Source organism: Chitinophaga terrae (ex Kim and Jung 2007) (assembly GCF_900107795.1).
In the GTDB taxonomy this organism is placed as follows: domain Bacteria; phylum Bacteroidota; class Bacteroidia; order Chitinophagales; family Chitinophagaceae; genus Chitinophaga; species Chitinophaga terrae.
Map to the genome: position 1 here is coordinate 98,654 of NZ_FNRL01000008.1, position 26,406 is coordinate 125,059.

General features: G+C 39.7%; 22 protein-coding genes and 1 pseudogene. 20 read left to right on the forward strand and 3 right to left on the reverse strand.

Annotated elements, in window-relative coordinates:
- Positions 1-7 precede the first annotated feature (7 nt).
- On the reverse strand, positions 8-1,954 hold the full coding sequence (locus tag BLV62_RS10615) for a tetratricopeptide repeat-containing sensor histidine kinase (RefSeq protein WP_089761429.1): 1,947 nt from the start codon (positions 1,952-1,954) through the stop codon (positions 8-10).
- Positions 1,955-2,147: 193 nt separating this feature from the next.
- Between BLV62_RS10615 and BLV62_RS10620 the strand changes: the two genes are divergently transcribed.
- The 14 genes from BLV62_RS10620 to BLV62_RS28965 all read left to right on the forward strand — a co-directional run bounded on the left by BLV62_RS10620 (position 2,148) and on the right by BLV62_RS28965 (position 16,675).
- Complete coding sequence (locus BLV62_RS10620) at positions 2,148-3,401, forward strand: hypothetical protein (protein WP_139170085.1); 1,254 nt, start codon at positions 2,148-2,150, stop codon at positions 3,399-3,401.
- 83 nt (positions 3,402-3,484) lie between these two features.
- Positions 3,485-5,680: a tetratricopeptide repeat protein gene (locus BLV62_RS10625; RefSeq protein WP_089761432.1), complete on the forward strand. Its 2,196-nt coding sequence runs from the start codon at positions 3,485-3,487 to the stop codon at positions 5,678-5,680.
- Positions 5,681-5,691: 11 nt separating this feature from the next.
- Positions 5,692-7,005 carry a hypothetical protein gene (locus BLV62_RS10630; RefSeq protein WP_089761434.1) on the forward strand — a complete coding sequence of 438 codons (1,314 nt, stop codon included), beginning with the start codon at positions 5,692-5,694 and terminating at the stop codon, positions 7,003-7,005.
- 73 nt (positions 7,006-7,078) lie between these two features.
- Positions 7,079-7,648, forward strand: coding sequence for a hypothetical protein (locus BLV62_RS10635; protein ID WP_089761436.1), 570 nt, complete (start codon positions 7,079-7,081; stop codon positions 7,646-7,648).
- Between the two features lie 105 nt (positions 7,649-7,753).
- Positions 7,754-8,071, forward strand: a complete 318-nt coding sequence (locus BLV62_RS10640; RefSeq protein WP_089761438.1) for a hypothetical protein — start codon at positions 7,754-7,756, stop codon at positions 8,069-8,071.
- 148 nt (positions 8,072-8,219) lie between these two features.
- Complete coding sequence (locus BLV62_RS10645) at positions 8,220-9,335, forward strand: CARDB domain-containing protein (protein ID WP_089761439.1); 1,116 nt, start codon at positions 8,220-8,222, stop codon at positions 9,333-9,335.
- Between the two features lie 57 nt (positions 9,336-9,392).
- Entirely contained in the window at positions 9,393-10,448 is a 1,056-nt protein-coding gene (locus tag BLV62_RS10650; protein ID WP_139170088.1) for a hypothetical protein, read from the forward strand.
- Between the two features lie 1,104 nt (positions 10,449-11,552).
- Positions 11,553-13,112, forward strand: a complete 1,560-nt coding sequence (locus tag BLV62_RS10660) for an SIR2 family protein (RefSeq protein ID WP_089761443.1) — start codon at positions 11,553-11,555, stop codon at positions 13,110-13,112.
- Positions 13,113-13,219: 107 nt separating this feature from the next.
- Positions 13,220-13,540, forward strand: a complete 321-nt coding sequence (locus BLV62_RS10665) for a hypothetical protein (RefSeq protein WP_089761445.1) — start codon at positions 13,220-13,222, stop codon at positions 13,538-13,540.
- Positions 13,541-13,686: 146 nt separating this feature from the next.
- Positions 13,687-14,433, forward strand: a complete 747-nt coding sequence (locus tag BLV62_RS10670; protein ID WP_139170091.1) for an argonaute/piwi family protein — start codon at positions 13,687-13,689, stop codon at positions 14,431-14,433.
- 353 nt (positions 14,434-14,786) lie between these two features.
- Positions 14,787-15,383 (forward strand): class I SAM-dependent methyltransferase, encoded by a 597-nt coding sequence (locus tag BLV62_RS10675; protein WP_089761448.1) that lies wholly within the window; start codon positions 14,787-14,789, stop codon positions 15,381-15,383.
- Between the two features lie 27 nt (positions 15,384-15,410).
- A complete protein-coding gene (locus BLV62_RS10680; RefSeq protein WP_089761450.1) occupies positions 15,411-15,683 on the forward strand; it encodes a hypothetical protein in 273 nt (90 codons plus the stop codon).
- A gap of 58 nt (positions 15,684-15,741) precedes the next feature.
- Positions 15,742-16,494 (forward strand): YoaK family protein, encoded by a 753-nt coding sequence (locus BLV62_RS10685; protein WP_089761452.1) that lies wholly within the window; start codon positions 15,742-15,744, stop codon positions 16,492-16,494.
- 91 nt (positions 16,495-16,585) lie between these two features.
- On the forward strand, positions 16,586-16,675 hold the full coding sequence (locus tag BLV62_RS28965; protein WP_211117713.1) for a hypothetical protein: 90 nt from the start codon (positions 16,586-16,588) through the stop codon (positions 16,673-16,675).
- Positions 16,676-16,770: 95 nt separating this feature from the next.
- Here the strand turns inward: BLV62_RS28965 and BLV62_RS10690 are convergent, their stop codons facing one another.
- Entirely contained in the window at positions 16,771-17,478 is a 708-nt protein-coding gene (locus BLV62_RS10690) for a Crp/Fnr family transcriptional regulator (RefSeq protein ID WP_089761454.1), read from the reverse strand.
- 97 nt (positions 17,479-17,575) lie between these two features.
- On the opposite strand from BLV62_RS10690, the gene BLV62_RS10695 reads away from it, so the two are divergent.
- From BLV62_RS10695 to gcvP, 6 genes and pseudogenes are all read left to right on the forward strand, one after another.
- Positions 17,576-17,977: a glycine cleavage system protein H gene (locus BLV62_RS10695; RefSeq protein WP_139170094.1), complete on the forward strand. Its 402-nt coding sequence runs from the start codon at positions 17,576-17,578 to the stop codon at positions 17,975-17,977.
- A 2-nt stretch (positions 17,978-17,979) separates the two neighbouring features.
- The gene (locus BLV62_RS10700) at positions 17,980-18,594 is read left to right on the forward strand and encodes a methyltransferase domain-containing protein (protein ID WP_089761457.1); all 615 of its coding nucleotides are present in this window, start codon (positions 17,980-17,982) and stop codon (positions 18,592-18,594) included.
- Between the two features lie 128 nt (positions 18,595-18,722).
- Positions 18,723-20,313, forward strand: a pseudogene (gene pckA / locus BLV62_RS28805) (phosphoenolpyruvate carboxykinase (ATP)).
- A gap of 32 nt (positions 20,314-20,345) precedes the next feature.
- On the forward strand, positions 20,346-20,720 hold the full coding sequence (gene gcvH, locus BLV62_RS10710) for a glycine cleavage system protein GcvH (protein ID WP_089761459.1): 375 nt from the start codon (positions 20,346-20,348) through the stop codon (positions 20,718-20,720).
- Positions 20,721-20,780: 60 nt separating this feature from the next.
- On the forward strand, positions 20,781-21,872 hold the full coding sequence (gene gcvT, locus BLV62_RS10715) for a glycine cleavage system aminomethyltransferase GcvT (protein ID WP_089761460.1): 1,092 nt from the start codon (positions 20,781-20,783) through the stop codon (positions 21,870-21,872).
- A gap of 26 nt (positions 21,873-21,898) precedes the next feature.
- Positions 21,899-24,772: an aminomethyl-transferring glycine dehydrogenase gene (gene gcvP / locus BLV62_RS10720; RefSeq protein WP_089761462.1), complete on the forward strand. Its 2,874-nt coding sequence runs from the start codon at positions 21,899-21,901 to the stop codon at positions 24,770-24,772.
- A gap of 287 nt (positions 24,773-25,059) precedes the next feature.
- On the opposite strand, the gene BLV62_RS10725 is transcribed toward gcvP, so the two are convergent.
- Entirely contained in the window at positions 25,060-26,301 is a 1,242-nt protein-coding gene (locus BLV62_RS10725) for an aminotransferase class I/II-fold pyridoxal phosphate-dependent enzyme (protein ID WP_089761464.1), read from the reverse strand.
- Positions 26,302-26,406 lie beyond the last annotated feature (105 nt).

The following is a 26,406-nucleotide window of genomic DNA, read 5'->3' on the forward strand; positions in this document are numbered from 1 at the left end:
GAAAAAGTTAAATAGCGATCTCAATTAAAGCAGATGTACCATTTTCCGGTGAAGACTTAATATCTAATTTTCCTTTTAGAAAGTCGACCCGGTTTTGAATATTTTTCCAGCCCATGCCCGTCGATTGTTGCAGGATCGCCGGGTCAAACCCTTTGCCATCATCTTCTACCGTAATGGTCAGCAATTTTTCTGTCACTGATTGATGCACCTGTACCAGAATATTTTTAGCTGCAGCATGTTTAATGGCATTATTTACCAGTTCCTGTACAATGCGGTACACAGTAACGGATATAGTTTGATCGAGCATGTTATTGGTCAGGCCCAGTGATTGGTAATGCGTATGTATGGCCCCGCTGCGGGTAATGTCATTGCAAAATTCTTTTAAGGCAGTGTCTAACCCGTATTTCAACAGCATTTCGGGCATCATATTGTGTGCAACACGTCGCATTTCTTTAATGCTGCTATCAAGCATATCGATGCTTCTTTCGAAAGCCTGCGCATTTTCAGGCGTCATGATCAGATTTTCTTTCATATTGTTTAATGAATGCTTTATACCACTGAGCATTCCCCCCAGCCCATCATGCAGGTCTTTGGCCAGGCGGGTGCGTTCCTGCTCTTCACCTTTCAGCACAGCTTCTGTGGCAGTGAGCTGCTTCTCCGCCTCCAGCTCATCAATTTTTGCCTGCTGCAATTTCTTGCGATTGTAGTAATTCCGGTAAGATAAAAGGAGGATCACCAACAGCGCTATTGCTCCTGCCACTAAAAAATAAATAAAGGTCGTTTTCTTTTTTATTTGTATTTGCTGTAGTTTGATCCGGTCTTCTTTTTTTTCAGTTTCAAATCTTTTTTCAATGCTTAAAGTTTTCTTTTGAATCTCATCGCCTCTGAATTTATTTTCGATTATCTGAGCGCTATCCAAACAACGCTCGGCCTCCGCAATATCATGCATAGCATATAAAACACTTGATAGGCTTTTCAGGTTCTCATATTTTTCAGAGAGCAATTCAAGACTATCTGAAATCGCCAGCGCCTTTTCGATATTTTTTTTCGCCGCAATAAAATCTTTTTTTAGCAGGTAAGCATGAGCTATGCCTCTCAGTGCATTAGATTCTCCTTCAAAATCATCTAATTGCTTAAAGATCGTTAGCGATTTTTGATAGTACGCCTTCATACTATCCGCATTATACTGATGAAAATGAATATTGCCAATATCCAATAAACTAATTGCCTCCAGTCTTTTATGATTTATTTTATGGGAAATATCCAACGCTTCATTGTAGTAGGCCAATGCTGAATCAGCTTGCCCGGCTGACTGAAAACTATTTGCCGTATTTAATATCGCCTGCCCTAATGAGGATAGGTCGTTAGAGGTGCGTAAGATATTAACAGCAGACTTCCCATATTTCAACGCCTTATCGTTTTGGCCTATTTTCATATAAGCATTTTGAAGCACATCCTGTATTTTGGCTATCGTTACTTTATCGCCCGATGACTCAAAAAGTTTAATAGAAACTTCGTAACAATACACGGCGCTATCATATTCATCCATGTATTGAAAAGTATTCCCTGTATTTGCCCATGCTTTTGCAAGGGCCGTATTATCGTTTAATGACTTAGCTATTTGAATAGCCTGTTTATTGAGAAGTAGCGAACTATCAAATTGGCTATTGACATTCAAAAGATAAGTGTAGTTCGAAATGGATTTTAATTCCCCGCGTTTGTAATTCAACCTTTTGCTAAGTTGATAGGCTTTCAAATAGTATGATCCGGCCGCATGAAAATCATCCAATTCATAAAGGTTCCCAATTTCAATATATGTGGCCACTTTCCCAGTATCTTCTTTTGCAGTGGCCAACACCTTCAGCAAGCTGTCTTTTTTATTTCCATCCTGAGAATATGCCGAAGCTGCGATGCCAGCCAGGCAAATAATTAGTATCAGTAGCTTTTTGATCATTTTGGAGAAATGGGGATATTATGTTGCAAATTACCGTTGAAGGTATGTTTTTCCCCTCATTCTTTTTAATGATTTTTCTGCCTGCCATAGAAAAATCATCTTTTTTAATGATTGTACAGGTTTGCTCTCTATTTCAATTTTACAAAACATTTATAACAGGCGCCGATCCCCAAAAAAATAAATATTACCATCAATGAAGTCACTAATGTACAGATCACTGATATCCTTCGCACTACTTATTTCCACAATGCTTTGTACGGCGCAATACAGCAGTTTTGGCGTTATTAACTATACTGTACCCGAAGGTTATAAGTTAATAAAAAACGACAATGTGCTTACATACTATAAAGAAGATAAAAGCACCGGCGCCTATTGCAGTTTTTTTGTCTACAATTTAATGGACGCAAAAGGTAACGCCAGGCAATGCTTTGATTTTTGCTGGGAAAACCTGTTGCAAAAGCCTTTTAAGATCACGGCTGCCGCCACACTGCAACCAGAGGCCAGAATAAAGGGCTGGCGTTTTTTACTGGGAAATGCCAGGTACAACGACAACGGCGTAGCAACCCTTGCTTTACAAATTACTTTTCTGGGAGAAAATAAAATGCAGAACCTGATCATTCTTTCCAATTCAGACGCCTACAAAAAGGAGATAGAAGATTTTATTGCAAAGGCGGATATAGCAAAAGATATAAGCCAACACGCAGCCGGGCAAGACACAAAAAGACAAGTAACAAATAGCAACGCTTCCGCAACCTCCGCCACTATCTCGGCAAACATCAAATATGATGTTTGGATGTGTCATTGTTATGCGGCAACCGGAAACCTCGCTGAGAAGCAATTCAAAGTTGTGGTACTCTCTCCGGATGGCAGAAGTCTTTACTATATGCCCGAAATAGGGTTGAATGCCGTGACGCCGCAAAACAGCAAGGAGGCAGATAGCTGGGGGCGCGTTACCGATAAAGGAAACAAGCTGGTTCTCGTCAACAACAAATACGGCAATATGGAATTATACAAGATCAACTCCACCTCGATGAGCCGATATCCTAACAGTACATCATCTGTTTATATAAAAGTGAAGCAGGTAGATGGCTTGCGTTTTGAAGGGGCTTACTCGCCTGAACTATCGTATTATAACGGGAAAACAGATATTATTTCAAAACAGACGGACCCTAACAGGCGACCTGTTATTTTCTTTAAAAAAGACGGGACGTATATCAATGAAGGTATTACATTCAGTAACCTCACGTTCGGCGATGATTTTGTAATTGGGAAAGGCACCTACGAAATCGTGAATTACTCCCTGGTCCTTACTACCCAAACAGGGCGAAAATTACAAGTGGCCTTTATACCGGTTCTGGACGCAGACCCGGCCGGCACTAACAGCGGGCTAATAATAAACAATAACCTGTTCTACCGCCTGAATAAGACCTTTGCACCCCGGAATTAAGACTGCCTTCAGGAAAAAATCATCTTTTTTAACGATAAGTATAGCCCGTTCCCCGGGCTATTTTTATCAAAAAATACCCCACAATGAAAAAGACATTGTTTCTCGTAGGATACATCATTATTTCGGCATTGGCATCGGCGCAAAAGCCTTCCAAAGAACAATATGAAGCCGACAGGAAAAAAATGGCCGCAGCCCAAAAGCAATTGGATTCTATAAAGGCTGCCATGAGTCCCGAAGCCAGGAAGAATTTTGATGAAATGATGGGAAAGATGGGGGCTACCAAAGCTATGCAGAACGCACAGCAGGGACTTGACTACAATGCCAAAGGTAACACAGCTATCATGCAACGCAATACCGACCCTGATATTATTCCTGATAAAATGTCTGTGTTGAAAATTGCAGATCCCCCAAAAAACAAGGAGCAACTTATGGCTTACCTGTCTCCCATTTTTGCTGAAGCAGATAAACTAATAAAGCCGGAAAGCAGGAATGCAGTTAAAAACCTGTTGAATAAAGGTGAAAGAACCGGGAAATACGCCATGGTATTTTGGGCAAACAATGAACTGGATAAAGCGCTTTATCTTTTATTGAATGCCTGCATTACCAATGCCGGTGATATGGTGTCGCTCAACAACCTGGGCAGCCTGCTCACTATTTCCGGCTATGCGCATAAGTCGCTGCCTCTATTGCTGTATGCGCAAAAATTATTGCCCAACAGCGGCACTGTCGCCAATAATGCAGGTCAGGCATGGCTGAGCCTTGGGAATGTGGAAAAAGCAAAGCCGCTTTTAATGGCCGCAACGGAACAAGACTCTGCCAACGCAGAAGCATATCGCTCATTAGCGCTTATAGCGCAGAAACAAGGTAATAGCGCCTTGTGCGCCGGATATTTGGAAAAAGCTATTGCACATGGCGGCGCCACCACACAAAATATGAACCTTTTGCAACAGGTATCGCCCAATGCAGATAAGTCGGCCATGTATACATCCATACGTAACAATTTCAAACAATATTATAAAGACCACAGCATTACCAAACGATTTGTTGTGCCGGATATCCCAGACAGTTATGAGGCCGCGGTATCTGCCTATCCCGATATCAATAAATTTTTCTTAGACCTGGATGCTACCATAAATGCCGCCGGAAAAGCACCTAAAGATCTGGAGAAAGATGCCGAAAAGCAAATGATGGAAAATATGAATAAGCGAATGGCCCAGGTAAAACAGATCTCTGAGAACGTGGGTAAACCAGGCGCCGCAAAAATGGTGCGGGATATGAAAGCAGGGCTTAGCTATCCGTTTGTAGCCCATGCAGCTTTTATGCTCAACGCCATTGATAACCCTCAATACAGTGTTTCATACGTCAGCCGTATGAAAAAGGAAACCGCAAACAGGTTGCAAAGGGAAAATGAATTGAGGCAGGCACTGAAAACGGACTACGATAATAAGATAGCTGTCCTGGTAAATGAAAAAAGTAAACTGGACGATGGCGAAGGCAAAGGCGCTGCCAACATACGGGCTGTGGAAATAGAAAAAGAACTTTGCCGGTTAAAAACCGAAAAACAGAATGCCTGGCTGAAAAAATCTGCCGAGATCAATAACCTGTATATCCGCAATATGGAAGGCCTGATGAACCAGCGCTTGCAGGAGTATCTTTTTTGGAACACCATTGCCTTGCAATCCATTCAAGACCCAACGGCGGTAAATTATGCAGCTTATGTCAGCTATCTCAACAACCTGAATAGCTTCCGTTCTCTTTTCCCTGTTTATGTGGATGGGGGACTATCTAAACCCTGCGGCGATTATTTGAAACAAGACTATAAGACGAAAGGCAAAATACAGGAATGGGAAAGAGAACATTGCGAAGTGGATTTCGGGTTTGATGCCAAAGTGGTTGCCGGCAAAATGAATTGCGAAGGCTTTACCATATATGCCGATCTTAAAGCCGGTGAGTTTACCTATAACCGGAGCATTGATCCCGTAACCTGGGAAACCACGGGTCATAGCCTCTCTGCCAAAGCCGGTAAAGACAAGGAATTTGAGATCACCAGGAACCTGGGTGCGAAAATCGGCGCTTCCGTAGAAACTACCATACAATTTGATGGCAATATGAACCCGGTTGATCTGATAGTACAGGGTTCGGCCGGCGCCGGCATAAGCGGCCCCTATGGCGGCGGCGCTTCAGTAGATATAGGTTCGGTAACGGTAAGTGTGAATGGCGGGTTCAATTCTTCCGGCCCTGGTTTTACAAGCTTTGGAAGCAGCTTCTTGAGAAATTAAAAATACCAGAAATGAAAAATGCGATCTTAGTTTTCTTTTTTTGCCTTTCAGTCGTAGCAGGAGAAGCCCAAACCGTTATCATCAATCAAACGCCCTGCAGCGAAAATGACGTGCAAAATATGCCTGCGCTGTATTACAACCATTCCCAATCGAAATATGGAAAAACGATCTATGGAAGCACTACCGGGTTTACTATTGCCGATGAAGCGAAGATGCTGCCTGTTCTCAATAAAATAGAACAATTGGAAGAAAGCTCCAGGAAAAACTTTCAGGCAACCGGCTGCGTAATGCGGGTAAGCTATAGCAGATCTGGAAATGATCTCTTCAGTGGGTATGATCATAAAAGGTACGGCTATCAGTTAGGCCTGTATCAGATGGTTTGCCATGTACAACAGCATGTGGTAAAGGAGGTAAGTGAATTCCGGTCTGTGCTCAGGGTTAATGTGAATCCTTCTTTCTATAACGGCTCCATATCAGTTGGTACCGGCAGCCTGATTTTCAATAAAACGCCCGGCACGCTCTACTGGACCTATGATTTTCCTGCCGACGCGAAACTTGGACCCGATTATGAAAAAGATCGCAGCAATAAGCCGGTAAACGTTTCAAAATACTTTTCTGAACGTTCCGTTTTGCAAGGACGCTCCGATAATTACAAAGACTACCATTCCGACTTTCTGAAAGTAAACAACGGCGATGGCTATGTGGAAAAATGGGAAATGGGGAGCAGGTATGATCAGCATAACGAAAAATCATATCAGTGTATCGACAGGCATTATCTTATTACCAGGCCCGGTATTCCATTGTTCATACCTGTTTCGCGCAAACAATACTTGCAGGATATGTTGGAATACCTGGAAGTAGAGAAAGCAAATTTTGCTTATACTTTAGATGACCTGTTAAAAAAGAACGCAAAAGACAATAGTGACTTTGCAAACCAAAAAAGAAAATCCTGGCAAGCTCATAAAGTAGCTTATGCTGAAATATATGAGGCAAGAAAAGCAAAATTGAAAGAGCTGCTGACTACACAAAATGAAAAATGGCTGCAGCAACCGGCAATAGTGTCAGGAGATAACAAAACAAAAGAGGCCAATGACCGCCTAAAGGAAACAGGTAAATTTTATGATAAAGAATCAGAGAATATTTACGCACTGTATGTATTTAACCCCGCCTATTGGAGCATAAGTACCGGCGATGCCATAAAGCCAATATTATTTGAAGTGCAGTTCAAATATGAAGTTTCTAAAGACAAGCAATGGAGTGAGAGCTTGCTGAACAATTTTGATAAAAAGTTTGATATGAACGCCCTGAGAAAAATGATTGAATAATTTAATACACCCCAGTATGAATCAAATGAAAAAAATCATTTTACCGTTTTTATTAATGTTAATGGCAATGACCATGACTGTGCAAACAACAACCATTTATGGAAAAGTAATTAAAGGCGATGGAAGCCGTATAAAAGGGACATCTGTAATGAAGGGATACGAAGACCAACTGATCATTGTGAACTTTTCCGGCGGGGTAGATAATACAGCTTCCTTGGAAATTGAGGTGCCTACAAGCGCCTGTGTTACGTCTTTCAGAAATATGATAAAAACGGAGTCGCAACAACCCCTTATTACCAAGCCTGCAGGTGGCGCGACTATAAAACCTTCCGTCGCTGCAGTTAATATTGCCCCGGGAAAGATCGCCACGCAATCATTGCAAGTATTTCCGATATCAAGAATGGATATTTCGGTAACCAGCAGGGTAGGGAATAATTTGCCCACATTAACGCGACAAATAATTCTTGAGAATGCAATTGTCGAAAGATGTACAGATGATCTTGCAAGCAATACCAGCAAAATAAAACTGAAAGCAAACAGAATAGGCTGGATCACCATCAACTTTGGCCCCGATGGAAAGATAAGGTCTACAGATAAAAGCGGCTGGGACCTGCTAACAGGAGCTGCATGGACCAGTTTCTGAGTTTCGGTTCCCCGCACTTTTTTAATTGAAAAGTTATCTCATCTGCGGGATACTACATTGATGAAATCGAAGGTGTTATTTTATAATTACTAATACATTCAACAAATGAAAAAAACAGTTTTCATATTATTTACGATGCTATTTGCTGGCACCATGGTGCATGCTCAGTTGTTGCCTAAGCTGAAAACGAAAACCATTACGGCTGTCAATAGCTCAACTGACAGGGCTGCTGATAAAGTGGTGGACAAAGCCGTGAGCAAAACTTCGGACGATGTAACGGATAAGGCAATAGGGAAGGCTGAGGACAAGATAAGAAACCTTTTCAAAAAGAAGAGGAAGAAGCCTGTTGATCCTGGACCATCTGTGCTTCCTGTTACCGACAGTGCTGCGTTGAAACCTCATGAGCCGGTTCCGGCAAATTGAATACAACGAAATACGACATTCAGATTTGAACTGGCAGGTTAAACGTTTCTAACGACAGGAACATCGTTGTCATCTGAAGAATCGTCTTTTTTAACGATTGACCCGTCAGCCCCTTCCATCTACTTTTACTAAATAAAAATCATGGAAAATGAAAAGGATATTTTTCTTCCTGTTGTTTATTGCAGGTGCAATGGATAGCGGCGCACAAATAAGAAAAATTGATTCAATCCGGCTGGCTAAGCCGGTTGTTAATTCCAATATAAAAGGGAAGGTCATTGAGCCGGCATCTCAGCAAACGACAACTGCGCCAGTCACAAATATTCAAATGGCTCCTGCAAAGCAAACGGCAACAGGCATGATTTACACACCTGCATCCACTTCAACGCAAACGGCCGGGCAACCTGCGCAGCCTGCAACTACAACTAATCCCACTACTACGCCAGCCGCCCTCCCTGACATCATTATTACCAATGTCAGTTTTTCTCCCAATACCGGTAATACCTATTTCGTAAATTATACACTGAAAAACACCGGCACTGCTGCAGTGAAAAAAGGTTTGTTATCGGTACAGAGCTATATAAACGGCAATGCTTCCGGAGGGGGTGCAACAACAACCATTTCAACTGAAGCTAACCAATTGCTTAATCCCGGGGAATCTATAAGCAGTAAAAATACATTCAGCACTGCCGGCATTGTTGTGGGTAATGTATACACATTTGAGCTCTGCGTAAATGGAATGAAGACAAATATTGGCATGCCTTCTGAAACATGGGTTGGTCAGCAATTCTCTGAGTTGAATTATTCAAATAATTCGATGCAATCGCCGTTCAACATCCCACCGCCTCCACCGGCCCCGGCAGATGTAGCCATTACTGTTACAAGTGTAACGAAAAGTCCGGCCGACACATCTTTTGTCAGAATTTACTATACCCTGAAAAATATTGGCGAAACACCCATCCCCCAAACAGCTTCGCTATTAATACAAAGCAGGGTTGAAGACACAGACAATGACCCAAGTACTTTCCTGGAAACCGCCTGTTGCGGGCAGGCTATCGGTGGAGGCGCTTTGGATGCAGGAGAAATCCCGTTTGCTCCAGGGAGTGTAAAGGAACTTTTCTGGGATGCCCGGGTTGCCGGAGGCGTCAATTTCTCTACCTTACCCAAAAATGTACTTTACAGATTCAATATTGTAATAACCGGCAACGGTTTTACTGATGGCAACGGTGATAATAACAAAAGTGGTTATAACTATCTTCTTCAATAGGCATATTTATTCTTTTGCCCGACCAACATTTTTTTCAGGAAAGATGAACGTAAAAAGATGAGATCAATAAAAAGTATTTCGCTGTGTATCCTGTTATTGATAATGAGTTATACAAGCCTTTCACAGAAACAAACCTTTGATGTGGTTTCTTTTATAACTCCCAAAGGCTGGCAGCAACAACAAAATGAAGGAGGATTGCAGCTTTCGGTTACTGACCAAAAAACGGGGGCATATGCCATTGCTATTATTATGAAAGCAACTGCTTCTACTGTATCAGCCAATGAAAATTTCAGTAATGATTGGAATAAACTGGTAAAAGGCGCCGTGCAGGTAAATGGCGGGCCAACAATGGAGCTACCCGTAAACGATAACGGATGGGATGTGATCTCGGGTAGCGCCAACTATATTGATGAAGGAAAGATAGGTGCGGCTACTTTATTAACTGCCACCAGCAACGGGCAAACAGCAAGCGTTGTATTGATGACCAATACAAAGCAATATCAAAACGACTTAGCAGCATTTATCAGTTCATTGGAACTTGCAAGGTTGGAACAAAATAAAACCGGCAATACAGGAGCTGTTCCGGCAGGTAAAGCGGGGAAGTCTTCAATCATAGGTTTGTGGTGTGATAATCATTTAGAAACGAGTGGTTATGCTAATGGATTTCCGCAATATACAGCCGGCTATTTCAGACGGGAATATTTATTTAAAGAGGACGGCACCTATATTTTCCGCTTAAAAAATTGGTCGGCACTTATGAAAGAAATACTGTTTGCTTATGAAAGCGGAACTTATGTTGTCCGGGGAAACCAGCTTACCATTATTCCTAAGGAAGGCAGAGGCGAATGGTGGAGCAAGAGGGATAATAGTAATAAACTATGGGGAGGCAGGATAAGGGCATCAGATTATAAACTGGAGAAAACGAGTTACAGTTTTGAAATAAAATATTATTCCGGGTCAAATGAATATAGCCTGATCCTTAACCCGAACAAAAATACTGAAAGAGACGGCACTTATTCTGAGCAAAATAGGTTTTCCTATACATGGCGGCAAACCGGAGAATCACTTATTGATAATCCGCCAGACTTTAAAACCGGTTTTGAAATAAGGTAACTAATTCCACTGCTTCAAAGGCGGAATGAAATGGGGCTGGGTTAATGCCATCTATTCGTTACTTGCTGGAAGATATGGGGAACGCAGTAGCCTGTAAAAAGCTAATATACAAACTGGGTAAGGATTTCATCCAAAATAAAAATGGACAAACCGAAATTTACTTCGGTTTGTCCATTTTCGTGCCCAGAACTGGATTCTTTACAGTCTGGTTTTCAATATCTTACAAGTAAGGTGTGTCATAATTGTGTCGTGATATGAAAGAACACCGCTTTTAAACGTTTTCGCACTTTTTCTCCCTATCGGGACAAATTTAATAAAAAAGTGGAATTTACCATACGTTTGGTATAAACATAAAATATCGAGATTCCGATTCTTGTGTCAAGATCCGCTCAATCGGCTTTAGCAGAAAATTACTCAAAATATTGTGTGACAAAAAGGATATCGTACACTGAATCTCAGAGTTGAAATACTGGCGCAATTCGATATATTATTATGCTATTTTATAATGTGTATTGACAAATTTTGATTGTATCGTAAAAAGAAATTAGATTAGCACATTCCCAAATTGCTTTTTTTAATTTCCACAATGGTATTTAAGAAAAACTCACAAAGTATATTTTTTGTCTGTGTTGTTGCAAAATCTTATACACTATGGATTCACCAAGAGGTACAGAAACTTCAACAGTATGTTCATGACCGATTTTTAACCCCAGGATAAAAGCCATAGCAACTGCCGGCGTCGTGATCACATTAGAATCATTCCCTAATGACATGCAATATCCCTTTGGAAGAATATAAATAGACAGAACTAAGGTCCTTACATAACGAATTTAAATTATGGATAATCCGAATATATATCTTGACGTTACTCAGTTTGTTCGTGCTGTAGGCGTGAATAAAACTTCTTCGCATTCAATCTTTATTGGCGCTGGTGCATCAATATCATCTGGCGTGAAATCAGCATATGATTGTGTATGGGAGTGGAAATGACAAATATTTATTAGCGCCAACCCCGGGTTAGAAAAGATCTTCCCAGATGGAAGCTCAGAAGCCTCTCGCATCAAAATACAGAATTGGCTAGATAATCAGGGTAAATACCCTGGAATGGATGCCAGAGAGGAATATACATACTATGCTAATGAAGCCTTTCCAATACCCAGCACTAGAAAGAGCTTTTTTCAAAATATATCTAAGGATGCAAAGCCATCAGCTGGGTATCACCTTCTGTGCTTACTTGCCAGAGAGAGGATTATTCGGCAGATTTGGACAACGAATTTTGACCACCTTCCGGCAAAAGCTGCTGCGTCTTATAATATAACGCCCATTGAGATTGGCTTGGACTCTACACATCGTACCGAACGAATAGCCGCAGAAGGAGAATTAGTGCTCAATGCTTTACACGGGGATTATCGGTATGATCTGCTCAAAAATACAGAAGCAGAGCTACAGGCTCAGGATGAAGTGCTTAGAAGGAAATTAACAGAAGACATATCGGGCTCCCATCTAATTGTTGTTGGTTTTAGTGGGAATGATCAATCGATTATGGATGCTTTAATGGAAGCATATTCGCAATCAGCAGCTAGTAGGCTATACTGGTGCGGATATGGCGCCCAACCCAATGCTGCCGTTGCTGCACTATTAGAGGCAGCAAGAAAGGCGAATAGGGAGGCATACTATATTGCCACTAATGGTTTTGATGATTTAATGATGAGATTGGGCAAGTTCTGCCTCTCAGGTGAAAATTATACTGAAGCCGAGCCCCATTTTAAGAGAGTTGATTCGTTAAATAATGAGTTCACTCCTTTTCAATTGAAAATAAACCGGATTGATGCTGTGATCAAAAGCAATTTGCTACCGCTTACAATTCCATTAGAACTGTTCCAATTCCAATGCGAGATAGCACGACAAAAGGGGGCTTGGTCAAAGATAAGGGAATTAACCTCAGAGAGGAATGTGGTTGCAGCCCCGCTTAAAGGAAAAGTTATGGCATTAGGCACGTTGGATGATATTAGTAGTATTTTCTCTGGTAATATTCAGGGAGTTATAACCCGTGTGCCTATTGATCAGGAAGAGTTGAAAATCGAGGAAGGCGCTATAAAACACATAATTACTGCTGCCTTAACTATAGCCATTTGCAATAAATTGAATTTTTCATCTGATGGTAGAAATAAAATCTGGGATAATAAGCCTATTCAGACGAAATCTTTAGGAGGAATAGAATACAAAATATATCAAGCTATTTTTTTAAATATCGTGAAAGATGATGAAAGCCTATTCCTGTTGGTGAAGCCTACTATTTCAATTATTCGTTCAGACGGCGAATTGATTGAGAAAGAGGTAAGAAAGAGTATCTCAAAAGAAGTATTAGACAGGATGTATAATGGCCAATTCAATACCGCTTTCGAGCAATGGAGAACATTGATTTTTGCTGAATGCAATGCTATAACATTAGAATTTCCCAATAACTCCGGTAGTAGATTTAACTTTACCCTCCAGGCGACCCCATTATTTGCGAAGGTTCAAAAATCGTCCGGTCAGGAAAGTCTACCAGATAATCAGAAGTATTATAAATTTTCGGCTAAGCAGTTCGATGAACCTGCTCTCCTGTTTTCTTCTCAAGATGGAATAAATGAATCGCAGATTTTCACCCACTTCGTGGATTAGTACAAAATAAGCCGTATGATTTTTCTCTAAGTACAGCAGGACTTAGCAGGCAAACCATTGTTGGTGTCATTTGCCCATCATCACATAGTCAAAAATTTTCCAGTTTTTTGAATCTGCAACATGGAAGGATACCTGTTACGAATCAAAGAGAAAACTATTCTATAGATTTTCCTGGATATTCTGCCGCATATGGTATAGCACTAGATATTCCTGCGACAACAGATATAAGGTGGCAACATGTTGAAGTAGATCCGAGGCTTAGTGTTGAGAAAAATGCACTCCATATTGCAGAACAGATAAAAAACGCCATTACTCGAATTACATCCATTTTGGATGGCAACTTGATTATTATTTGTATTCCCACGGAATGGGCTGGATATCGAAATTATCACAATGATCTGGAGATTTTTGATTTACATGATCACTAAAAGCATTTGCGATTCAAAAAGGTATAACGACTCAGTTTATTGAAGAGGATACAATTGATAATTCTTCGCAGGCGAACCGAATACATTGGTGGCTATCTCTTTCATTCTATACAAAGACTATGAGGACCCCTTGGGTATTAAAAAATTTGGATAAGACAACTGCATTCGCCGGTATTGGATATAGTATCGATTCAACCGAAGACCAAAGCCATATTATAATGGGATGTAGTCACATTTATAACTCCAGAGGTGAAGGGTTACGTTATCGACTGGCAAAGGTTGACAAACCTATTTTCAGGAATAAAAGACCGCACCTTTCATATAATGATGCTTATCAATTCGGGATATCTACTGCACAACTATTTGTTGAAGCGACAAATGAACCGCCCAAAAGAGTGGTTATCCATAAAAGGACTTTTTTTACTGAAGAAGAAAAGACTGGGATTTTAGATGGATTAAGAAATATTCCAGTAGTGGACTTGATCGAAATTAATATTGAGGATGACCTTCGATTTATTAATTCATTGAGAAAACAAGATAAGTTAGAGATAGATTTGTACCCAGTTGCAAGGGGTATCTGTATTGAAATAAATTCATATACCGGTTTGCTTTATACACACGGTACAACACCTTCAATAAAGAGCCAAGGTGGCAAAGATTTCATGGGAGGGCGAGGCATACCAGCCCCCCTGGTTATAAAAAAGCATTATGGGCCATCTTCGTTGGAGACAATTGCAACAGAAATTCTGAGTTTGTCGAAGATGAATTGGAATTCGGCCAGCTTATATTCAAAGCTGCCAGCGACAATCCAATCGTCAAATGATATTGCCAGGATTGGCTCTATGCTATCACGTTTTTCTGGAAAATCTTATGATTACCGTTTGTTCATTTAGTCTTTTAAGGTCTCTGTATGTTTCCAATCATTTTGTAATACCTCAACCCTGTTTTTTTTCTCATTACGATTACCGTAATAATTGAAAAGTGATTTTTTTCAACTTTTTTATTGAAAAGTATCAACTAAAAGAGAATTCTTATAGTTTACCTTTGCCCCATATTATTGAATGCGACCCAGATAATAAAGTTTTCATTTATCTAGTAATTTATCAAATTTGATTGATGGTATATTTTACATGGATATTTGTTGCTTGAAAAGAGCTAAGTGATGATTTTTTAAATATAAGTATCTAACCTACTTTTTCCTCTCGTGGTAACATTCGGTTTTCTCAAAATTTATATCAAATCAACTATGGACAATATTACATCAAAGGCCACTTGGTATGCCAATGATGCGGCTTTTGATTGGTTATACCCTGAGAGGATACAGCAATTGTCAAGACGGCATTGGACACCTATGGAAGTAGCAAAAAAATCTGCTAAGTTCTTATCTAATGGAACTGGAAAAAAGATTTTGGACATTGGAAGTGGTGTAGGTAAATTTTGCCTGATAGGAGGACATTTCTTCCCCGAAGCAACATTTTCAGGCGTAGAGCAACGAAAGGAGCTCTTTCACTTTGCCGAGGCAGCGAAAGAGTTGACACATGCCAGCAATGTGGATTTCGCTAATTGCAATTTTACACAGGTTGATTTTGATGAATATGATCACTTTTATTTTTACAACTCTTTTTTTGAGAACCTGGTCGAAGAGGGCCAGATAGACCAGGAAGTGGAATACTCAACTAGTTTATACAATTATTATTCTCGTTACATGTTTAAATGTTTGGAGAATAAACCAAGTGGCACCAGGTTAGTAACATTTCACAGCCTAGAAGATGAAGTCCCTCCTAGTTATCAATTAGTTGATGCAACAGTGGACTTCCTATTAAAAATGTGGATAAAGAGATAGGCATAGCTGGAAATTAAAATTTGAATAATGAACGTAGATAAGGATAATTATTTGTCATCGGTGATTGAAAAATTAAAAATGGCACAAAATAATGAGCAGGTAGAGAGCATTATTTCAACTGCAATCAATGGTATTAAACATGCAGGATACACAGGAATGCAAAAAACTTTTATTTCACAATTACAACTCTGGATAGAAGAATTGTCTCCTCTCGATTGGAACAGCACTCAATGGGCATGTTTTCGCTATGCGTTAATTTACTCACGGAAATATTCTGCAAATGAATTAGTACAAGGATAAGTTGTTTATATTTCTCATCGTAACAATAAATATCTCAATTGCACAAGGAGAATAACATATGCTTCGTCATATAGGTAGGAAAAGGAATTATAGACATAATTTGCGGCTGGCGGTTCTTCTATGCTTTACGGCGGGAATAGTGAATGCTACCGGACTATTTGCGTTTTCAGTGTTAACTACCAATGTAACCGGACATGCCGCGCTACTGGCTCAGAAATTGGTAACGGGTGATTTGAGATCAGCACGGATGGTGGCTTTATGGTTGCTGCTTTTTCTGGCTGGGGCATTCTTTTCTAGTTTTTGTACCGGAAAAATAGGCCAGAATAAAAGATTGGGCTATGCAATTCCCATAATAAGTGAAATTACTATCCTTGCGTTAGTAGGTAGTTTCGGATACACATTTGATCGATCAATTATAAAAACGGAATATTTTGCCGGAAGCCTTCTTTTTGCAATGGGTATGCAAAATGCTTTAGTTTCAACGATTTCAGGATATGTAGTTAGAACTACTCATCTAACAGGCATGTTTACTGACTTGGGGATTGATCTTTATACTTTGATTTCAACATCTCCTAATAGTACTGGTAGCATTAAGAAGAAAATTATTTTGCGGCTGGTGATCATATTTTTCTTTCTCACTGGTTGTATTGTTGGAGGATATAGCTTTCTTAAATTAAAATATTTTTCTTTTTATATCCCCGCCGCCATCCTTGTCATTGCTATGTTTTACGATGCATTTCGTATTCGATTTTCAAAAATGGTTCACCGGATCAAAATACGGGAAAGAAAAAATAGCTTAGAACCTAGATAACACATAAAATTCAAGGGGATTCTGTAATTGATTAAAAGTTTGCCGGTTAAGGGAACGTCAATTGTTCTGAGAAAGGAATGGCTATAAAAATATTCGCCTCACTGAAGATGAAGAAGAAGTTGAAGTACGAATTGAGAAAACAAAATTGATTCTTAAAACATGCTTTTTGAAAAGAGGTTGATCTGCCGTTTAATATACATTGAAATTTACCTGTTCACCCCTCTACATATGAAGGGTGAATGGGTATTCAATGATTATATTTGAAAAGCCAAAAGTTTATTTGTGATTGGCAATTTTAATAAGCATATTGACATCTTTTATAATAATTTTTCTACCCTTAGTCTCCAGGATTCCATCAGTTTTGAACTCTGTTAATACTCTCACTACATTTTCCCTGGCAGTACCAACGAGGCTAGCCAGATCCTCCCTGCTAATATTTATATCAATAGGCATACCTTCTACATAGTTAACTTTATACTTTTCACGAATTACAATTAGTTGAAGGGCCAATCGCTCTTTTACCGTTTTCTTCGCAAACACGGTCAGGCTATTAGCCAGAACGGCAAATTCATGGCTTAAAGTTTTAAGTAATCTATAATTTAGGGCCGGAGAATAATCAAGGGCCCTAATAAAATCCTCCTTGGGGATAAAAGCGATTACACTGTCTTCTAATACCGCCGCAGAATCAGGGTACCTATCATCCGCCAGAATTGCGTGATACCCTATAAGTTGTCCTGCACCGGCAAGGTAAATAATATGTTCCTTCCCTTCAGGATCAACCTTATATTTTTTGACTTTGCCTTTAATTATGAAAAATATACCTGACGGGAAAGTTCCCTCTTTAAATAATGTGTCATTCTTTTTATAGGTTTGTTCACTCTTATGTGCAACAAGTAGCGCATAAACATCTTCAGGCAGGTCATTGAGTATTGATTCACTTTTGAAATCCCATTTATCTATCGGAAAGATACCTTTAATGCTCATACTCTCTGAAAATTAATGTTCAAAAAATTGAAATAAATTACTTTTTTGATTGATAAAGTTTACTGCAAAAAAAGCAATTAGTGAATACCTTTGCAAAATGGATGCAGTAATTCCCATTAAGAAAGATTTCTATTACACAGCGGACCATGAATGGATTAATTTCCAAGGCTCCGTGGCCTATGTAGGGGTATACAGTTACAAGCTGACCGCCTGTAACAAAATTAACGAAATCTTATTTGAAGAAACCTCTGGATTTAAGAAACAGGGCGATTTAATTGCATTACTACGCTTTGACGGAGGAGAGATTCGCATAAATATGCCAGTGGATGGAAAGATTGTCAATATAAGTAATGCGTTATTGACTGATGACTTTAATATTCTTTTAAGCTCGACAGGCGCCTACAGCTGGATTGCCCAGATTTCACCAAGTCAGCCCTACGAGAGAGGAAATTTAATGTCTGCCAGTCGATACTTATCAACTTTAAACCGGAAACTATAACAATGCCATTAACAACATCTCCCTCATTGCCTGGTCATATCGGTAAATGGTTCGCATCCGACTATAATTTTCACCATCTCTATCCGCTTTACATTCAGGCACTAGCCCAAAAGCACTGGACTCCACTAAAGGTTGTTGCCAGTGCGTCAAAATTCCTTGCGGCAGATCCAGGGGTGAAAATTTTGGATATTGGAAGCGGCCCTGGAAAATTCTGTCTAGCGGGAGCATATTACAACCCTAATTCATTCTTTTATGGTATTGAACAACGAATTGATTTAATTCGCTACGCTACCATCGCAAAAGAAATGGTAGGATTAGATAATATAACTTTTATGCACGGGAATATGATGGAGGTTGACTTTACTCAATACGATCATTTTTATTTCTTTAATTCCTTTTATGAAAACCTTCCTGGAACATATAAAATAGACGATAAGCTCACCTATTCAAGGAACCTTTATAATCAATACCATAGATATCTTTATCAACAACTTGAAAAAATGCCGGCTGGCACAAAGTTGGCGACCTATCACTGCGACGAAGAAGATGCTCCCAATGGCTATCACATTGTGGGTACAGATATAGATCACCTGCTGAAATTCTGGGTAAAGGTGTAATATCTTGCAATTATTTAATTTCCATTTAACCACCATTTGATAATCTGAAGCATTAAGTAATATAGCCTACAACTGTTTTCATAGATGAAAGAAACTATCAGACAACAAGCAAAAACTTGCTAAAGATTATGAAAGCACCAAAACAATTTTCAAACGGAGTTGTCGTCTTGAGGGCTGACCAAATTTCCTGGAATTTATCGGTATCTGATTTGATAAGCCAAACAATTTTAACAAATCAAGGCACTTTATCGGAAACTGGCGCCTTAATGTGTGATACAGGTAAATTTACGGTCCGGTCCCCGAATGACAAATACATTGTCAGTGACGATGTTACCGAACAGACAATTTGGTGGGGTGAGGTTAATCAAAGGATATCTAAAGCGTCTTTTAGCCGTATTTTCAAGAAAATGAGTGGCTATCTTTCCAGGAAGAAACTTTTTGCAAATGAGGTATATGCCTGTGCTTCCCCTAAATACAAATTTGGGTTACATATTATTACCGAATTTCCGTGGCAGAGCTTATTCGTGCGTAATCTTTTTATTAGTCCTACGACCAGTGAAATGGAAAATTTCAGGGCTGATTGGACTATAATATGTATTCCTGGGTTTGAGGCTGATCCAGCAGTTGATGGCACAAACTCCCCAAACTTTACAATCATTAATTTTGGAGAAAAGATTATTTTGATTGGTGGATCGGCCTATACTGGTGAGATTAAAAAAGGCGTGTTTACCGTATTAAACTATCTTTTGCCGAAAGATAATGATGTGTTTCCAATGCATTGCAGTGCCAATATAGGTGAAAAAGGAGATACAGCATTTTTTTTGGTTTATCAGGTACGGGAAAAACAACCTTGTCGGTAGATCCAAGAAGGAAGCTAATTGGAGATGACGAACATGGCTGGAGTAAAGAGGAGGTGTTCAATTTTGAAGGGGGGTGTTATGCAAAGTGCGTAAATCTTACAAAAGAAAGTGAGCCACAAATTTACAACGCAATAAAATACGGTACCCTTCTGGAGAATACCACATTCTTTGATGGATCAAAGAATGTAAATTATTCAGATATTTCCAAAACTGAAAATACAAGAGCTGCTTATCCGATAGATTTCATTGAAAATATTGCGAGACCATCAATAGGTGGCACTCCAAAAAATATTTTCTTCCTTACAGCAGATGCCTTTGGCGTATTGCCGCCAATTTCAAAACTGAGCATAGATCAGGCGATGTATCACTTTATTTCTGGCTATACTGCAAAAGTAGCCGGCACTGAAACAGGAATAATCGAACCAGAGGCAACATTCTCTGCATGTTTTGGAAAGCCCTTTTACCACTACATCCAATGTATTATGCTAAGATGCTCGGCGAAAAACTACGAAATGATAGAATAAATGTTTGGCTGGTGAATACTGGATGGACAGGGGGCTGTTATGGTGAAGGCAAGCGAATTGACCTGCACTACACAAGAGCAATGGTTTCAGCTGCTTTAAATGGTGATCTTGAAAAAGTATTTTATCAAACTCACCGAATTTTTGGTATTCAAATACCAATGAGCTGTCCAGGAGTATTTAATAGACTATTGAACCCCGAGAATGCCTGGGCTGACAAAGCGGCTTATAATAATGCAGCAGTAAAACTGGCGGCCTCCTTTCAAATGAATTTTGAACAATACAGCAATTTTGCTACAGACAAATTTGAAAAAGGCGGACCGGTCTTAGCAAAGTAGGAATTATTAGTAACTAAAATTTTAATAGAACCATGTATTACCCAACACATTTGTTGTATACAAAAGATCATGAATGGATTAAATTAGATGGTGAATTCGCATTTATTGGAATTTCTGATTTCGCTCAAAAGGAACTTGGTGATATTGTATTTCTTGATATCCCTTCTTTGAATACAGTAGTAGAAAATGAAGCAGTATTTGGAACGGTGGAAGCGGTTAAAACGGTTTCGGATTTATTTATGCCATTAGCGGGGAAAGTGATTGAAGTTAATACGCTACTTGAAAAAAGTCCTGAACTGGTAAACAAAGATCCATACGGGAGCTGGATTATAAAAGTCCAGGTAAATTTACCAATTGATACAACCCATTTGCTTTCTGCGGAGCAATATACGAATCTCGTACAATAAAATAATGCAGTTCTAAGTAAGAAAACACGAACAAATTCTAAATACCTTTTAAATCAAAAAATGAAAGAAACAGCATTGACAAGAGTTCATCGTGAATTAGGCGCAAAGATGGCTGAATTTGCTGGTTGTAACATGCCTATTCAATATGAGGGGATAAACGCTGAACATGAAACCGTACGGCGAAGCGTTGGGGTATTTGACGTTTCGCATATGGGCGAAATAATTATTAAAGGACCGGAAGCGTTGTCTCTAATTCAAAAAATAACTACAAATGATGCCGCTAAATTGACTGATGGGAAAGTACAATATTCCTGCCTGACAAACGACTACGGTGGCATAGTTGATGACCTGCTGGTATATAGGCTGGATATTGACACCTATATGCTTGTAGTAAACGCTTCAAACATTGAAAAGGATTTTACCTGGATTAAGTTGAAGAACACGGTAAATGCGGAAATTGAAAATATATCTGATAAAATTTCACTATTGGCCGTACAGGGGCCTATGGCATTAGCTACTTTGCAGAAACTAACAAAAGTGAATCTATTGGAAATACCCTATTACAATTTTCAAATAAATACTTTAGCCGGCATATCCAATGTAATCATCTCTAATACAGGCTATACCGGCGCCGGCGGTTTCGAGTTATATTTTTCTTCTGTTGATGCCCCTGTTCTTTGGAATCACATTTTTGACGCTGGTAAGCAATTTGGTATACGGCCAATCGGCCTCGGCGCCAGAGATACATTGCGGCTGGAAATGGGATACTGTCTATACGGTAATGACATAGATGATACGACCTCCCCTCTTGAAGCCGGTTTGGGCTGGATAACTAAATTCGATAAAGAATTTACAGCACATCAAATTTTGAGAGAGCAAAAGAGCGGCGGCCTTTCGCGGCGACTAGTTGGATTTGAAATGTTGGATCGGAGTATTCCCAGGCATGACTATAAAATTTATAGTGAAAATGGTGTTCACATTGGGAAAGTGACTTCTGGAACGCAATCTCCTACTTTAAAAAAAGCTGTAGGGTTAGGCTATATTGATAGTGACTTTGCTACAGAAAATACGACCGTTTTTGTTAGCATTAGAAATAAAATGTGTCCGGCAAGAATTTGCCGTCTGCCCTTTATTAGAACTCAAATTAGTTAATATTCTGGCATTTTATAAAAATTGATATGATATTTACAGATGAATTTGCGCACAGGCATATAGGACCAAGACCTGCGGAAATACAGGAAATGTTAAAAGTTATAGGCATAGGTTCGGTAGATGAGTTGATAGAAAAAACTGTCCCTGCAAATATACGTTTGGATAAACCGATGAATATTGAGGAAGGACTTACAGAATATGAGTATCTAAAGCACTTGCGAGGCATAGCTGGTAAAAATAAAGTCTTTCGCTCCTACATTGGATTGGGATATTCTAATACAATTGTGCCGGCTGTTATCCAACGTAATATTTTGGAGAACCCGGGGTGGTATACCGCTTATACACCCTATCAGGCTGAAATATCGCAAGGCAGATTGGAAGCAATTCTTAACTATCAGACGGTGGTAATGGATTTGACTGCTATGCCAATTGCTAATGCGTCATTACTTGACGAAGCAACTGCGGCAGCGGAAGCAATGTCTATGTTTTATGAAATGCGCAGCCCTGCGAAAAAGAAAAGTGGTGCTAATCGCTTCTTTATTTCTGCTACGTGTTTTCCTCAGGTAGTTGATGTATTAAAAACGAGATCCGTACCGTTCAATATCGAACTTGTTATTGGGAACTTTAATGAGGTAATAATAGATGATTCCTATTATGGCGCTCTGCTACCTTATCCTGATGCAAATGGTGAGGTAAATGACTATTCAACATTCATATCTCAGGCTAAATTACACGAAGTTCAGATTTGTGTATCTGCGGACCTGCTATCTCTTGCGTTATTATCTCCACCTGGTGAATGGGGAGCTGACTGCGTGGTTGGAAATTCACAACGCTTTGGTGTTCCATTAGGTTATGGCGGCCCACACGCTGCATTTTTTGCTTGCCGGGATGTATACAAGCGAAATATGCCAGGAAGAATAATTGGTGTTTCCGTAGACAAATTGGGAAACCCTGCCCTGCGGATGGCTCTACAGACCCGTGAACAACATATTAAAAGAGAAAGGGCCACCTCCAATATCTGTACTGCTCAAGCCCTATTGGCAATAATGGCTGGCATGTATGCTGTCTATCATGGGCCGAACGGTATCAAATCTATCGCTCAAAGGGTCCATAATTATGCCTATTCACTTGCGGCTGAATTAATAAAGCTAGGCTATAGCATAAGAAGTAAACTCTTCTTTGATACAATTGTTGTGGAAGTTGATAAGGCCAATGATATAGTGAAGAGAGCCGAGGACAAAGGAATGAATTTCCGCTTTGTAGATAGCTCTCATGTTGCAATTTCGCTTGATGAAACTTGCAGCTTTAACGACCTGGAGGACATTTTGAGCGTGTTTACATTGATTAATGGAGCCAGTGAGGCAAAACTACTAACGTCTAAACTAATCTTAAATTCAGATTTATGTCGGACATCTGAGTTCTTGGCTCATCCAGTTTTCAATAAATATCATAGTGAGACTGAAATGATGCGATACATAAAAAAGCTGGAGAACAAAGACTTGTCTCTGGTGCATAGTATGATTTCACTGGGCTCCTGTACGATGAAATTAAATGCTGCAGCTGAATTAATGCCTATTACCTGGCCCGAATTTGCGGACTTACATCCTTTTGCACCAAAGCATCAGGCAGCCGGATATTTAGAGATAATTCGCCAGCTCAATCAATACCTTTGTGAAATTACAGGTTTAGCCGCAACCAGCTTTCAGCCTAATTCCGGAGCGCAGGGGGAATATACTGGCTTAATGGTGATAAGGGCTTATCATTCGGACAACGGCAACGACAATAGGAAAGTGGCATTAATCCCATCTTCGGCACATGGCACTAATCCTGCCTCTGCGGCAATGGCGGGGATGAAAATAGTAATTGTCAAATGTGACGAAAATGGAAATATTGATCTGGAAGATTTGAAATTAAAGGCAGAGGTTCATCGCACAGATTTATCATGTCTTATGGTAACTTACCCTTCTACTCATGGTGTTTATGAAGAAAGAATTGTAGAAATTATTAATATAATCCATCAAAATGGTGGATTGGTCTATATGGATGGGGCCAATATGAATGCACAAGTTGGTTTAACCAGCCCAGGAAAAATTGGTGCGGATGTTTGCCATTTGAATCTGCACAAAACTTTTGCAATTCCTCATGGTGGAGGTGGACCGGGAATGGGTCCCATTTGCGTAGCCAAGCATTTGATTAACTACTTACCTAACCACGTCTCAAATAATGTTGAACATACACCAGGTATTCATGCGGTTTCTTCGACACCATACGGCAGTTCTCTTATTTTACTTATTTCATATGGATACATTAAACTCCTGGGATGTAATGGACTGAAAGCTGCTACGGAAATGGCAATTCTGAATGCCAATTATATCCAGGCAAAACTGAAAATGCACTTTCCTACCCTGTATGTAGGTAAGAATGGATATTGTGCCCATGAAATGATCCTGGATTGTCAGTCGTTCAAAAAATCTGCAAATGTAGAAGTTGGGGATATAGCAAAACGGCTTATGGATTATGGTTTTCATTCCCCTACTGTTTCCTTTCCTGTGCATGATACGCTAATGGTTGAACCTACTGAAAGCGAAAGTAAAGTAGAATTGGATCGCTTTTGCGAAGCTATGATATCCATAAAAAAAGAAATTGACGAAATCGCAGCGGGGCAATATAGTAGGGAGGAAAATGTGATCAAAAATTCACCTCATCCTGTTACAATGGTAACAGATGCTGATTGGAAATATGACTATTCCCGTGAAAAAGCTGTTTTCCCACTATCCTGGATTCGTGAGAATAAATTTTGGCCATCGGTTGCCAAAATTGACAATGCTTACGGTGATCGAAATTTGATATGTTCGTGTCCGCCGGTTGAAAGTTATATAGAAAAAGAGTTAACACTTTAAAATTAAGCTGCGGTTAAATATGGCAAAATTCTGCCATGACCGGAAATGGTAGGGAAGCGCGGGAAAGAAATTAATGCAACTGATTACCCCATTTTCAGATAACGTTAATTAAACTCGATGCCGACCTGCCATTACACCGGTCACTATATTCCTCTTCGCTATTTTCTGGTGCATGCATTTTTCATCTTATTTACTTAACTGAAATGCCTACACACCGTGATAATTGATATTATCACAGTGCGTAGACATTGGTTGTTTGAAATGGTAAGTAATGGTAGTAAGTAGAATCAGACAAGTGGAATTTCGGCAACATTATATTGTAAAGAGTCAAGTTTATGTTTTGCCTCACTAAAAGCCTCTAAGGTTAGTGTAATATCTTCATCTGTGTGTGCTGCAGTAGGTATTAGCCGATAAATTATTTGCCCACGAGGAATTACTGGATACACAACTATAGAGCAGAAGATGTTGTAATTCTCCCTCAAATCGAGGCACATAGCTGTGGCTTCAGGAATATCACCTTGTAGATAGATAGGAGTAACAGGCGAATTTGTTGTTCCGATATTAAACCCTCTCGCTGATAGGCCGTGCTGAAGTTTTTCGACATTCTCCCATAGTCTCTCCCTCAAAGCTGGTTCAGTTCGCAATAACTCTAAGCGTGTGATATTGCCTATTACAATAGGCAATGGAAGAGACTTAGCGAATATTTGAGAACGCATATTGTATCTTAGGAAATTTACAATCTCTTTCTGACCGGACATGAAAGCGCCTATAGATGCCATCGATTTTGCGAAGGTTGAAAAATATAAATCTATCTGATCTTGTATGCCTTGCTCCTCTCCAGTGCCGGCACCCGTTTTTCCCATTGTACCAAAACCGTGTGCATCATCGACTAATAAACGAAAATCATATTTTTGTTTTAGAGCAGCAATTTCTTTTAATTTTCCCTGATCTCCCGCCATTCCGAAAACGCCTTCCGTTATCAACAATATACCGCCACTGACATTTTTCAACATTTCTGTTGCACGGCGGAGTTGTTTTTCACAATCACCAATATCATTATGTTTAAAGACATAACGATATCCAGGATGCAACCTAAGCCCATCGATAATGCAGGCGTGACATTCTGCATCATATACAATTATATCACGACGGCTGCAAAGTGCATCTACAGCACTTAATATCCCCTGATAACCATAGTTCAATAAAATGGTCGCTTCCTTTTGAACAAAACTAGAAAGTTCATTTTCCAATTGCTCATGATAGTTGGTGTTACCACTCATCATCCGTGCCCCCATAGGCGCCGCCAGTCCAAACTCTTTGGCCGCCGAAGCGTCTACTTCACGCACTTTGGCGTGATTAGCAAGGCCCAGGTAGTTATTCAAACTCCAAATAATTTTTTCTTTCCCGCGGAAGTTCATGCGAGCACCAATTTCTCCATCTAGTTTTGGGAAAGCAAAATAACCATGAGCACGTTCAGCATGCTCACCTATTGGTCCAAGGTTTTTCAAAAGTTTCTCGAAAATATCCATTTTTTCAACATTTAAATTAATACCCTGTTAATAATTATTATATGTTCACAGTGTTTTTTATCCTGCCAACATTTTCAAATGAACAATTGAATTAAGGGGCTCAAA